Raw genomic sequence first — 13,936 nt, 5'->3', positions numbered from 1 at the left:
CCCCATGGAAGGAAACCCCGCGTGCCCAACAGACAGGATGTCTAACTCGTTAACGGACTATAGTAAAACAATAATCATCCAGGCTTTTGTTCTGGATTTCGTATCCTCCCCCTTAGCCCGCATACTGCACGAACACCCTCATGTCCTTGGCGAAGAGGGCGTTCTTGCAGTATGCGGGCTAAGGTCGTAGAGGATCATGTCCCTGGACAGCTGTCGAGGGAAGCGGCCGTCTGCAGATCAGCCGACATATATCCGGGATAGAATAGACCGCATTTTCAACAAAAACAATACGATGTATTGACTGTCTGTAGATGGCGTGCTAGCGGTTGCCGGGATTTGATCAAGGAGAAACCATGGCTTACAATGTGAACAATATTGTCATTATTCTTGGCATGCATCGCAGCGGAACATCCACATTAGCCGGGTGTCTGCATCTGTTAGGCATGGATCTCGGCGACATGATCATGCAGGCAACCCCTGACAATGCGACAGGATATTTCGAGAATATAGATATTTACGCCGTGCATGAGCGCCTGTTTGCAGAGCTTGGTCATTCCTGGGATGTGGTGGGTGAACTCCCGCGCAATTGGATGACGGCCGAGGCAACGAAGCAGGCCGCTGCAGAATTGGAACATATCCTTGAGACCCAGTTTATTGGCAAGCCCTCGTGGGCCATCAAGGATCCCCGCATCTGCCGTTTGATGCCGCTCTGGAATAGTGTACTCAGCAAGCTGCAGCTTAATCCAAATTACATACTTGTAATCCGAGATCCCATTGAAGTTGCACGGTCACTGCAAAAACGTGACGGGATGAATATTGGTAGGGCGTGCCTGTTGTGGGCCATGCATAATATTGAATCCATCCAAGGCATGGCCGGGCATCCGAATGCCATCACGAGTTACGATCAATTGTTGTACGATCCCATTGCTGTACTGAAAAATTTTGCTACACATTTCAATATGGATTTCTTTAAAAATCCAAGCGCCATATCAAAAATACTCCAATTCGTACAGCCTAGCCTTAAGCATAATCGCGTGGCCAAACGCCCGGAAGGGGAGGGCTTTGACTTTCAGCCCTATTCCAACATGTACCGGGTGTTCCAGAAATGGCAGTTGTCCACACAGCTTGCCATCGGCAATGCTCCTGACCAAGGGACCGCAACGGTTTCTGCGCAGTACAATCTAGACGATCTGGTGTTGTGCCCCCGTATCGAAATCGACGCGGCAGGGCAAAATGATGCCGCTGCCTCGAAGGACATGCCCATTATTCGGGATGCGTTGTCCGTTTTGGGGGAGTACGAGCGGGCGGAGCGAAAGCAAAATCGCGCAAAAAAAATCCAGGAATTGTTTTCCACCGGTTCAGGACAAGCCCTCTCGCTCCAGCTTTATTTCCCACTCGATTCTGAGAAGGGCGGCACACATGTAGAAAAATTCTCCCAAAAAGTCTACCTCGCTCCAGATGAGTGGAAAGAAATCTCCATTGATATTCCCTTCTCCACGCATTTGCGCACGAACGGCTTGCGCATTGACCCACTGAATCAATGTGGCACGGTATTTATTTCTGCCATTGAATTGGTGGATCCCTCTTCAGGGCAAATTTTGTGGGAGGCCCGTGAAGCCGCACAGTTTTCCTTGCTGAAAGTCAATGCGCAACTCATTGTTACATCCTTGGACAATCCTTTTTCACTTGCCTCCATCGGCAGCGATCCTCAACTACTGCTGCCGTCCTTGCCCGCTCTGCCCGACGTTCCCGTCCGTTTGCGAATGTGGATCAAGGCCCAGCGCACCCTGAGCGAACTCTGGAAGCATGCGACGCGCCAGGCGCAGGAACGCTCCAAGATTGGCGCTACCGCTCAAAAGCTCCAAGTTGAACTGGAGCAAGCTCACAAAATTATTGAAGAAGCAAAGGCCCAACAGGCCAAGATGGAAACGCTCCAGGCCAACCTAACCCAGGCCCAAAAAACTATCGATAACTACAAAACCAAGCAGGCCGAACAAGAGAAGGATGCTGCCATCAAGGACGCGAAGCTCCAGAAAGTCCTGGCCGAGCTGGCCCAGGCCAGCGCCTCCCTTGAGGAGGAGAAAGCCCAGCGACTGGCCATCGAGCATGAGGCCGCGCAATGGTCGAGCACCATGGCCCCCGGGCTGATCAGAATCATTGGAGACTTGGCGAAATTCTTGCGAATTGACAAGGAAAATGACCCGCAACACTCCGAAATAATAAAGAAAATCATTTCGGACGTCAAGCAGCTTGGCCTGATTGATGAAGAGTGGTACCTGAATACACATCAGGATGTTAAAAAATCTGGCCTGGATCCCGTGGAGCACTTCATCCTGCATGGCGCCACGGAGCAGCGGAGATATCGGACAACTGGCCATCATTTAGGGGCTGTTTCCAAATTATCGCAGCCCAATGAGGCATGAGGCGATGGCAATAATAGCCAGGAAGGCCTATGGCGGGAGCGGGTTGCGGGCGGTGGTCCTGGCGGTTTCGATGAGGGAATGCACGCCGCCCCGACCGGGGGCGCACTACCGCAAGTTCCCCGGGAAGCACCTTAGCGCATTTTAATTTTGAAAAAGAACTTTGCGAGAAGGAAAACCTTTTTGCAAACGCTTCTCCCCCTCTCGCGCTCTCCCCTTCCAACACTTTGATAGTGATCTTGAATCACCATAANTTCTTTTCAAAGACAACGTGCTCTAGCCCAGGTTCTGTCTCACGCAGATAGCCGGGCGAGGAGAGGAGCCAGCAGCCCCGGGAGTAGTTCGCCATGGATTTCTGGAGGGCTCCAGGCCGCGTCCGGGTTGAGTGCAAGGCCTGGAAAAAGCTCTTCACGTCCCCAAAACATCATGGAAAGAAGGCGGTTTGAGTCACTGTGCTGCAGTGTGACTCGATCCATGAGCGCTGGCGAGGCAAAAAAGGCGTCGCGCGAAATGGAAGAACAGGACGCGGTCTGTTCCAAGATCTGGATCACACGGTTCCTGCTCTCAGGCGATAGTACGCGATTGAGCACCCGCAGCAGTTCCGTGGCGTTTCGGTTCAAAGACAGTTTGGGCGTAGTCCTCGTGATGCGGGTGGCCAAGTCATGAGGCACGCAGAGGAATCTGAGGAAACTCTTCAAGGCTTGGGAAGAATAACGCACGAGGGCAAGCGAGGCTCCCCCCATGTTGTCCATAAAAAATTGTATGTTCCGTGCGTAGTCAAGCTGATTGCTCATCCACGGAAGCGCGGCAAAGGTTTCAATACTGAGGTCAGAACAATACGCCGGGCGGTCTTCGACTTTTGGATTACGGAGACACTGCCTGTAGTATGACTCCAAAAAATAGCATTGTGGCCGCAGAAATACGACCAAACACACCGAAAATTCTTTTGCAAGCTCACGAATGCACTGCATGTATGAGGGGCCGCATTCCTGGACGTAGTTGTAATATCCCTCCGACGAGATGAGGAATGTATGAGCCCCCTGTGCCGATTCGTGCCTAATATGTTCTTTAATTCGATCAATGAGCTCATTATTCTGCTGAGACATCCCCTGAAAGATCCGTTGGTGTTTTTGATCCCCAGTGCCCTGGATGAATTCCCTGAAATAATCAATTCCAGCATGGCGCAACTCTAGAATATTCTGGGCAAAAAACTCCTGCAAGGCTGTGGTGCCCGTCTTCGGTGTGCCCAAATGGACATAGACCTTGGGGCCCGGCTTGTGGGCGCGGACGATGCACGCAATATGCTCGTCCCATGCAGTTCCAAGGACAGCCGGCTTGTGCGCAAGAACCTCGCCCGCTCCAGCCAAAGATGGAGTAATATGAGGCACCTGACCTGACAGGGCAACGTTCCACCGGGCCTGAAGCAAGGCGTTGGCCTTGCCCACTGCTGTGGCATATTCCGGACCGGCCTCAGGGACAATCGTCAGTTGGCGATGGCGATCGAATTTGCAGTGGTGATGCAACACTGCCGGGTGTTCGCTCTTGGGGAACACAAGGTGTGTTGGGAAGTTGAAGCGCCGTTCCAGGGCCGAAAGCGGCGTTCCTGACTCAAACATCGCCAGGCAAAAACTGATTTGATCGATATGCCCCAAATACGACCCAAGGAGATCTTTCCTGTGCAACAGCCAGATGGCCCACTTCTGCCATAATACCCCAAGAATCCCGAGGAATTGCTGTGGGATGAGGTAGAAGCCGCCATTGCAATTCCCCGAAAACGTCATTGCGCTGTCCCGGATGTCCGTGGGAACAACCGCTGGATGCCCAGGCAAGCCAGCTTCCTTGAAGACGTGCTCCAATATCTCCATAGGCGGGTTTGGCATATCCACAATTTTGGCCCGGACGGCATCCGGCACTGCCAGATGCCGGATATCCTCCAGCACCAGCATGTCCGCGTCCATGAGCGCTACATACTCAGCATCGGCGAGAGACGGAGAGGTGAGTTGTGCGATTTTGTTGCAATACTTGCCGTCCCCAAAGGGAAAAATCGGAGCCGTTCGCACGCCAAGACTGCGCAGGGACTCGCCTAAGGTCACGTTAACCCCAGGCAGGACATGGACAACAATATCCTCTGGAGGCACCCCGCCATACTCAATGAGCGAGCACGCCCATAGCCACGCCTGCTGCGAAAAGTACGGCGCCGTGTCTACGACACATGAAAAGAGCATCCGAGGCGCAGCGGGGGGGGGCTTGGCAAGTGCGGGAGCCACGGGTTCCCCAGAGCGGTCGGGACGAATGACAACACGCTTGCCCACTTGGCGATGCAGGGTCGCCCCCTGGCCTAGAGGGTGAGTGGTGGCCTCGGTTGTCCCCTCCGCGTGAATGTTGCGCAGAACGCGGGCGTCTTCCGCAGAGTGGGTGAAAAAAAGGTTGGCTCCCAGACGCCGGCTCAGAAAATAGCCCTGCCCTGTCAGCAGGGTTGACAAGCGCCCGGCGGCCAACTCGTCATTGGCCTCAACCACAATGACTCTGGCTGGGACGGTCAAACCAGCCAACACATCCGGCTCGGTGCCCTCGACATCCACTGAGAGCAAGTCTATCCGCGTTGCCTCTGGAAAGTGGCGCGCCAGGATGGCATCCAGGGTAACAGTTGGCACATTCACGGTCGAGAATCCGCGAAACGACATGCCGCGCAGGGCGTATCGCTGCTCCATTCCCGGGGTTTCATCGGCCTTGATGCCAGAGAGCAGCCCCAGATCCTCCGTCAGGAAGGCAACAGAGGAAGGCGCATCCGGCCCCACACAAGCGGCGTGCAGGCAAACGGCATCCGGGCGGTTGGCCTGACAGAAAGGAAAGAAACCCGGATGCGCCTCAACACAAACACCCCGCCACCCCATCTGTTCAAAGGAATACGAGTTGCTGAGGTGTATCCCGTCAAAAGCGCCGACATCAATATACAGGCCGTCCAGAAGATCGCCAAAAAACTTCCAAAGGAGAATATCTTCTCCATGTTGACTGTAGAATTTAATATCCATTCATAAATCCTTATTCAATTAAATTTTTTATGCTAGTCTTAACCTTTTGCAGATCAGTACTGAAAAATTTTACATTCTGAAGGATACGCTCAAGCGGCCATTGCCACCAGGCTATGTCGAGAAGATCGGCAATCACCGATTCGGAAAAACGGAAGCGTAACAATCGCGCTGGCACCCCAACATAGATACCATAGGGCTCCACGTCACGCGTCACCAGTGAGTATGTCCCCACAACGGCTCCATGGCCAATACAGACTCCCTCGGCCACTTTTACGTGGGAACCTATCCAGACGTCGCTACCGATATTGATGCCGTCGCCCCTGGGGTCGCGCGTGTAAGGGAACGGCAGATCCATGCCCAGAATAAGCTGAAAGGGATAGGCTGAGGGAATGGTGATTCTATGATTTTCCCGCGTGTGGGCATAAAACCTTGGCCCTATACAGGTGAACGCCCCGATCCGGATTGGAAGGAAGCCCGCCAGCAGGGAATCCTGGTTGACGTAGCTGAATCGGCCCAGGGTGACCTCCCCAAGCATTCGTACGGATTCATGGGCAAAGGCAGGCTCGCCGCACGCGGTGGGAAGGGTGCGGTAGCCGGCCGGGGGACCGTTGGTATGCCACTTCATTGCGGTTCCTTGTAGAACCGCGCCGGCAGGGTCGCCAATGCCGGCGCGGGCTTCATACCCCATCCGGCGGCGTGGGGAACAACCTGTCCATGAGATCCTTAAGCCCGGCGTAGCGCGTGCGGTACAACGTGCGGCAGAAATCACCGAGCGGGCCTTGCCAGGCAGCCAGATCCCCCCCGGGGATGAGCCCGCGCAATACTTCTAGAAATTCTAGGGTGTTGTGCTCCCGGTAGTCCAGGCAGGGCGATTGCTTCCACTGTCCGGCATCGCCGACATGGGCCGTGAGGTGGACGTTGGTCCATTCATGAAATCGTGTTGCGTGGTGGATCAAGTTCGCCATGAAGATCAACCCGATGCGTGGAGCGCCAAGACAGCCGCGACCCAACAGCAGCCGCGGCAACATCGCCCACGGAAACACGAAACAGTCCCAACCCAGGTGAGGCTGTCCGACTTCTGCGAAAATGCGGGGGAGGTCTTGCACGCCATACTTGCCGTCAGGAACCGTGCGCCGGTTGATGACCATGGCGTCAAGACCCATCTCGATCCAGGCGTCAATTGCCTTATAGAAAAAAGGCAGGGGGATGATATCCGCATTGGTGAAAATTACATAATCACTCGGCGGAAAATCATTCAATCGTTGTAGTACATCCACCAGCAATGGGAGCTTTCTTGGGGAGCAAAACGTGCCGCAATCCAGGACGGACCGCTCAAGATCCCGGGTGGGGGCAAAGTAATCAGGCAGAATGTCCCGATCTTCTGGAAAGCAGGCTCCGTAGAAATGCACCGTCAAATCAGTGGAGGCATCGCGGGCTTGACGCATCGCCTCGAAAGCCAGGGGCTGGGCCTGATACAAATCCGATTGCGGACCAACCCGCACCGCATTGAGAATGTGGGCATATCTTCGTGCCATGGGGCCATCCTTCTCAGGGTACTTGCATCTTGCGCATACCAATGTTGAGTGAGGCGATGCGGCGATAGACGCTGAAATCAAATTCCGGCGGAGCAAGTTGCCGCCATCGACGCCACATGGTTGGAGACAAGGTAAAGACGGCGGGATCCATTCGGGCCTGCTCCAGCGTTTGCATCCTGTCGGGAGCCAACGCCGTAAGGCGGGGATGCTCAATAAAATTGCGGAGAAGCGCGATCAGTTCGTCCTGATCAGCTGGACCGTCGATGCTGACATCCACGGCGTGGAAAATGATGCCGCCTGGCTTGACAACTCGGACGCAATCCTCATGAAAGGCCGCGAGTTCGGAATGAGCCATATGCTCGACGACCGAAACGCTGATGACAGCGTCAAACGAATCCTCTCGCAAGCGCGGGTCAAACTCGCCAACATACGTGTCAATGAACTCAATGTCAGGGAAGGATTGATTAATCTTTGCCGCGTCGACTGGTCCCCGCCCCTTGCCGAGGTATTTGTCTGCAACAGTGCACTGACAGCCATGGGAGACTCGCAAGGCCTCCATGACCAGGGGCACCCCGGCGCCAATTTCCAGAACCTTGGCTCCTTCCGGGCAGAACTGTCGAACCACCTGATAGGCCAAGGGGCGTTGGACATCTTTAAGCCGACCCAAAAGGGGCTCAAGGAGTAGCTGGAAGCGTGTGCTCTCCGGGGCATCCAGGCAATCAAAATATTCGTAATTATCCGAAAAATAAAACATTATTCCGTCACCCATTTCACAAAACAGTTTGCCGGCTCCAGGATCAGCAGCGACCAATCACTTATGCCCATAAATGATCGGTCTTACTAGGGCATTTTACTCGTGAAAAAAGACATTGCGAGAGGGGAAACCTTTTTCAAAAGGTTCTCCCCCTCTCGCGCTCTCTCCTTCCAAAACGTTAATAGTGACCTTGAATCACAATAAAAGTCTTTGGGAATGGGGTTCGGGGGAAGCACCTTTCTGCAGAAAGGTTCTCCCCCGAGAATTCTTTTCAAAGACAACGTGCCCTAGCCTGCTGTGATTTTCGCGCGCAAGTCCTCAATGCGTTGGGTGCAGCGTTTGAAACATTCCGAGTTGAGGATGTTGCTGCGGGCGTCGGTGTCCGCACAAGCCAGGGACTGGGCACGGTCCAGGGTGTGGATGTAATCGCCAACGTAACGATTTTTCTGCAAGCTTGGCCAGTGGGCGTTCTCTTGGGTGAGCACTTGCATGAGGAAGAAATAATCCTCCAGAAAAATCATGTCATCGAAGTACTGAACGGCATTGAAATCAATCTGGCTCTTGTCCATCAAGAAGCTGTGCAGGGGAAGACAGTTGTTCGTCAGGAAATCCTCATACGAAAAACCATATTCATAGGTACGATTGCGAACCACCAACTCCTGTGTCTCGGAATAGTAGTTGGTGGCAAACACCCGACCAAACGCAACGGCTTTGCCAGTGCCCTGCATCTCTGAAATCAAGAAGCTGTAGGCGTCGTTCATGAGCAGATCGTCAAAGTCCAAAAAGCCGACATAGCGGGTCTTGGCGCGACGGATTCCTTCGTTAAGCATGCGCGTCCGCAAGTCGGAAATTTCAGGCTCATCAAAATATTCGATTTGATAGTACTGGGGGGCGGGGAAAATGCTGGCCAGCAAGGTTTCCACATCCCGCCGCATGTCCTGGCTGAAATTCTGGACCGCCACCAAGGGCTTCGCCACGCACGAATGCATGGCCAGCAAGGAAAGCAACGCGTTGCGAAGACAGGTGATGGAATAGCCGGGGTGGATGCGCACCACGGTGGTCACCTCGGGCAGTGCCGCTTCCGGAGTCACGGTGCAGCCGGTCACAAAGACCCGGGCCTGGGTGCAGAGCTTAAAATTGCCATTGTGGCTGGGCGGCAACAGCGCCAGGGCGTTGTTGTACGCAGACAAGGTGCTTACGGAGCCGTTTTCCTCAACGGACACCAGCTCCGCCGTATTGTCATAACAGTTGGAAAGAATGATGGAATTGCGGAACTGCAAGGCCGAGCGCAGCATGTTTTCCAGGCAGTCCGGAGCCAAAAAGGCCGGCCGACGGAACTGGACCACGAAATCTGCCGCTTCCTTGTTCTCAGCCGTCACCACCGGACAATGAGGAAAGACCTCGCGCAGGGCTGCCGCCACCGAGTCTTTGGCCTGCACCGTGCAATGGCCCCACAGCGTTGCCTGCCCGAGATTGTGCAGGAATTTCCGTTTGAAGAAGGCGTCGTCGGCCATGGCTTGTTCAATAAACTTGGGAATTTCCAAGAAAATTTTTATTCCTGGCGGCACGGAAATCTGGGGCAGTGCCTTGCAGCCATAGGGCAGATCCGAAAGGGCCCTGCCAATGGCATTGAGGAATCCATACCCGAAGCGGGTATCTGGCTCCAGGTGGGCGCCTTCGGCCCACTCGTTCCAGGCATTGACCACGACGAACTGCCTGTCTGGAGGCAACGTGTTTGAATATTGTACCAGATTTTCAAACCAGGCCTGGAATTTCACCGGGGAATTCTGGTGCGTCAGGATCGCGCTGGCCCCATAGCGGGCCGTGTTGTCGAAGTTCGGAATTATGCTGCGGAAATAGGTGAAGTCGAATTCGGGCTGTTGTTGCATGTAGTAGTTGGCGACTTCATCGTAATTCAGAATGCTGCCTTTCAAAGGATAATAGGCATGAACCAACTCTTTCATCTCTGCAACGTTGCCGTTGGTCCAGTCATGGAGCACCCGCTCCACAGCGGCATCCATGGCATATTCAGTGGGACTGGAGGCGCCGCGCGTTAACACGGCGACCACATACGGCGCCTTGAGTCCGGCTGCCTGGCACTGTTCTTTCCAAATCTCCTGATAGCGCGGTGCGTCAGCAATGGAGGAAGGTCTGTAGATGAACAGCACCGGCCGGTCTTCGATCTTGATATAGCGAGAGTCCTTGAAGAACGGGATGAGATAGTTGATGAATTTCGCAGCATCCTCGTCAGAATATTTCTGCTCAAGGAGAATTTCACTCTCATTGCCATCCCAGCATCTGGTCCAGTTTTCGTTGGCCCAGCAAAAGCAGAACGGCATATTGATGTCTGTATTGTCCAGCAGCATCTGTGCTGGCTCTTCAAGAATAAGCTTACCAGTAAACCAGTAGTGGTAGAATATCGAGCCATGCATTCCGGCGCGTTGCATCATTTCGGCCTGCTGGCGCAGGATATCGGGATTGTCCAGCAAGTAGTAGTCGATGTCCGGGTGCGGTATGTGCTGCTGATAATGCCCGGCAAACAACGGCGTGGCCGCCTTGACCTTGGTCCATTCAGTAAAGCCCTTGCCGTGCCACAGGTCGTTCTCCGGAATGGGATGGAACTGGGGGAGATAATAGGCCAGGGCCTTGATATTCTTGTGGACAATAGTCTGGCGATAGTCCTGCTGTTCCTCGTAGAATCGATGATCATCAATGGAGTCGCGCTTGCAAATCTTGAAGTATTCGCCTGGGGAATCGTAGGCCAGAATGAAGGGGAGGCGCTCCAGCGCGTGGGCAATGGAGCCGTCGGACGTGATGGGTTCGGGGGGAAAATCGTCCCAGGTGAGGGGCAGGGACAGATACTCGGCCAGGGCGCTGGTTCTTGCCCAGGCCATGGTGCCTTCGGCAAACTCCACCACCGGGAATTCGTCGATGGCAATGTCCGTAAAGCGTCGGAGCAGGTCCCGGGCCACGGCATGGTTCCCGGCCCAGCCGGTGGGATCCTTGAAATAGATGGTCTGGCCTTCGGGGTAGATAATCTTGGCCCGATCGCGCAGCAGCATCAGGATCTGGCTCACCTTGCTCCTATCGCCGAGCAGCAGATCAAAGATTTCCAGCCCCCAATTTTTCAGCTTGGCCGTATGCAGACTTTGCTTGGTGTGGATATGCAACACATAATCATGGTCAAGAATGCGCGAGCCAAACTGCACAATGAATGGCGCAATATCCCGCCCTTTATTGGGAACCGGCTCAACGACAACATGCTTTGCGAGCCGGATTTCTTTTCGCAAAGTCTGGGCCACGCTATCATGATTGACATCCTGGGGTACAGAAACAAACAGCGTAAAGGGATATGGAATGTTGTTTAACTTTTGAATGAGTATCGGCAGCATGTCCTGATAGAAAAGATGCAGATGGACACAAATTGACTTGGACTCAAGGCCGTGCATGGCCCCATTGTCAAAGCCACCCGCAAAGTAGAACGGTACAATATTGAACTTGCCCAATTCACTGCGATCAATCCCGGGAGCCCCCTCCACAAGAATGGCGTCTTTGACCAGATTGAATGTCTTGGAATATTTTTTCACAATGGACGAAAGGGAATACAGCCGGCCTTCCTTGGCGCCGTGCAGGTCATAATGCTCCTTGCAGGACGTGAAATCGCCGCGAGTTACTGCAGCCTTTACATCAGGATACAGTATTCCATACAGCAACTCTTCCGTTGTTGCGGCCATATCCGATTTATTTTCATTGAGCATCGCCAGATAATCAAGCAGCAACTTGAAGTTATTCAGCAGCGTCTGGAGATTATGATTCCTGGAGGCTCGGTCTGCAGGGGCTTTGTCCTTGTTCGCGGGGACCACAGCCTTGGCCTTGACCGCCGGCACTGGCGCCGGCGGGGCGGCCTCCGGCTGGCTCTCCGGGAGAGGAGGCATGTCATAGTCAAGCACCACATGATTCTTGTTCAGCCGGTCCTTGAGACGGTGGCAGAAGTCCATGACCGGACTTGCCCCCGGGGCCGGCGAGCCCAGACCCTCCAGAGACAGGAACTGCTCACGCCGCACCAGAAGGAAGCCGTCCGTCAAGGCGGCCTCCCGGCCCAGAGCCAGGGCGGCGGCGTTGGGGTCGCACGTCAGGCGTTCCAGGGTCTGGCCCAGAAGCTCGGCATTGAGGGCCAGGGGCCGATAGAGCAACAGCAGCAAAGGATGCTTGGCCTTATTGGCCCAGAAATCCAGCTGCTGGAGCATGGTTTTCTGCTGATTTCCGTCGATGTATCGAATGAATAATTTCCGGCAATACTGATCAACAACCGGCTTTATCTGCGGAGATTCATAGTGGTTAATAACAATGCATTCCACGGGGCGATTATTTTTGATCACCGCCAATTGAGCCAGCAACTCTGAAAAAGAATCTTCTGCATACTTGGCGACAACCACGAAGGAAAGGCCCAGAGTATCCTGCATTGCAGCTTCCTTATTCATGTCCTGTCCTGCCTGACGGACTGGTTCTTGCACGACCAGGGAATGACCTCCCCGTTCCCCCAGGGAACAAGGAATTCACCAACAACACGGTGAGAATATAGTTCTAGAGTTTGAATGGACTGCCCAGGGTGTTACGAGTGCCCGGCTTGGCGATACGCGGAATCGAAATGGTAGCGGGGAATGGAGCACTTTTCCTTCGGGCATGGATTCCAACAGATCAGTGTAGCGCGTGCGCCAATTCTCCAACGAGTATTGTGTTAAATTCAAGATGGGAGCACCGCGACTGCAGCGTGAATGGATGCGCCAGTGGCACTCCACAGCATTAATTGAACCATACAGTGCAGATAAACAACTATGACGCCATCATAGGCTCCAGTGCAATCCGTGCATACATTCGATGCATTGCCCACAGAACTCTCAAGTCAACCATTTGATATACTACGCCTTCGCAGTAAAAAAATCAACGGTCGGGAGTTTTGTTCTTTTTCCTGTAATATCGGAAGATATGCGCCACGCCCCGGTGCGCAGACTGTAACATACTCCTGTAGTGCCGGGGCGGGCTGTGCGTGCCGGACTTGTGGGCGCGCCGCGAGCATGATGCATGCATCATGCTCGCGGGTGGAATGTCGCATTGAGGGAGGGGGCATCTCTCTGGAATGCAGCATTGAGAACCTGCGATGCTCAGGTGCAATAGGGGCTGCCCTGCCGGCCTTCTCCGCGCCCGTGCCGCACATAGTGGAACAGCGGGTCAATATTTTCCTTGGCCACATCCTGATGCGTTTCCAGGTACCAGGCTGGGTCAAATTCCGGACTAGGGCTGTGCTGTTCCTCGCGTCCATAGCGCAAGTAGTACAGCAGCGGCGGCGTGTTGAAGTCGGTCACCTCCGGATGGACGGTCTTGTACCATTCGGTCCGGAAGAGGGGGCCGGGATCGTAGCCGCGCTCCAGGCCAACAAGCACAAAATGCACCAGGGCCGGCAGGCCCGATTCCGCAACAGCCCGGTACTTGGCTTCGTACCAGTGGGGGTCGAACAGCGGATGGGGTTGCAGTCCCAGGGTAATGCCGTGCTTGAGATAATGCACCAGAGGATTGAGCTTGGAGCCAGCCACTTCAGGATAGGATTGGCGATACCAGAGGGTGGAAAACAACGGGTGCGGATCGCGGCTGTTGGCATGATTGCCCGTCAGGTAGTGGGCCAAGGCGTTTTGCCCCAGCAGCACCACCTCCAAATTCTCCTGCAGGTAGGCGTAGGTGGAGAACAGCGGGCAGGGGTCCAGGCCGATGCCGGCACCCTGGGTGACGTAATGCTCCAGGGGTTCGACCTTTTGGGGAATGATGTCCGCGTAACGCCTGGCATACCAGGCAGCATCAAACAGGCCAGACTTGGCGATGATGCTGATTTCTTCCTTGCTGTCGATCCGGTGGCTACTGTGCGAGGTCAGCAGCCCGCGCCGTTTCCTGGCGGCAGCGGCGCGGGCGTTGGCATAGGTGGTCAGCAGTTTCTGGCGGGCGAAGGCTTCGTGGTGGATCAGGGACTGCCGCATCCGGGCCGCAACGGCCTGGGAGTCCGCCAAATTTTCTTGCAACGCGGCGATGGCGGCGGCGTTTTGCTCCAGTACGTCCTGCTTTTCCGCAAGATCCTGCTCCAGCTGGGTCAACGTGGCTTCATACTGTTGATCCGACTGGCTCAGGGCCGTCTGATACTCGCTGGCC

General features: G+C 54.5%; 7 protein-coding genes. 1 reads left to right on the top strand and 6 read right to left on the bottom strand.

Going from position 1 to position 13,936, the window contains the following annotated elements; all coding sequences use genetic code 11:
• Positions 1 to 353 precede the first annotated feature (353 nt).
• Positions 354 to 2,423 (top strand): hypothetical protein, encoded by a 2,070-nt coding sequence (locus DGI_RS16490; protein WP_021758442.1) that lies wholly within the window; start codon positions 354 to 356, stop codon positions 2,421 to 2,423.
• A gap of 290 nt (positions 2,424 to 2,713) precedes the next feature.
• Here the strand turns inward: DGI_RS16490 and DGI_RS17630 are convergent, their stop codons facing one another.
• From DGI_RS17630 to DGI_RS16460, 6 genes are all read right to left on the bottom strand, one after another.
• Positions 2,714 to 5,452: an FkbM family methyltransferase gene (locus DGI_RS17630; RefSeq protein WP_051286656.1), complete on the bottom strand. Its 2,739-nt coding sequence runs from the start codon at positions 5,450 to 5,452 to the stop codon at positions 2,714 to 2,716.
• Between the two features lie 10 nt (positions 5,453 to 5,462).
• A complete protein-coding gene (locus DGI_RS17625) occupies positions 5,463 to 6,077 on the bottom strand; it encodes a CatB-related O-acetyltransferase (RefSeq protein WP_051286657.1) in 615 nt (204 codons plus the stop codon).
• Positions 6,078 to 6,129: 52 nt separating this feature from the next.
• On the bottom strand, positions 6,130 to 6,987 hold the full coding sequence (locus DGI_RS16475; protein WP_021758439.1) for a hypothetical protein: 858 nt from the start codon (positions 6,985 to 6,987) through the stop codon (positions 6,130 to 6,132).
• Positions 6,988 to 7,000: 13 nt separating this feature from the next.
• Positions 7,001 to 7,798, bottom strand: a complete 798-nt coding sequence (locus DGI_RS16470; RefSeq protein WP_144284258.1) for a class I SAM-dependent methyltransferase — start codon at positions 7,796 to 7,798, stop codon at positions 7,001 to 7,003.
• A gap of 230 nt (positions 7,799 to 8,028) precedes the next feature.
• Positions 8,029 to 12,222 (bottom strand): glycoside hydrolase family 99-like domain-containing protein, encoded by a 4,194-nt coding sequence (locus DGI_RS17620; RefSeq protein ID WP_081696946.1) that lies wholly within the window; start codon positions 12,220 to 12,222, stop codon positions 8,029 to 8,031.
• Between the two features lie 681 nt (positions 12,223 to 12,903).
• The coding region (locus DGI_RS16460) for a hypothetical protein (RefSeq protein WP_021758436.1) at positions 12,904 to 13,936 on the bottom strand (1,033 nt) is incomplete at its 5' end.

Origin of the sequence: Megalodesulfovibrio gigas DSM 1382 = ATCC 19364 (assembly GCF_000468495.1) — a bacterium.
Classification (GTDB): Bacteria; Desulfobacterota; Desulfovibrionia; order Desulfovibrionales; family Desulfovibrionaceae; genus Megalodesulfovibrio; species Megalodesulfovibrio gigas.
The sequence above is the reverse complement of the archived record's forward strand: the minus strand, read 5'-3'. Positions and strand labels throughout refer to the sequence as shown.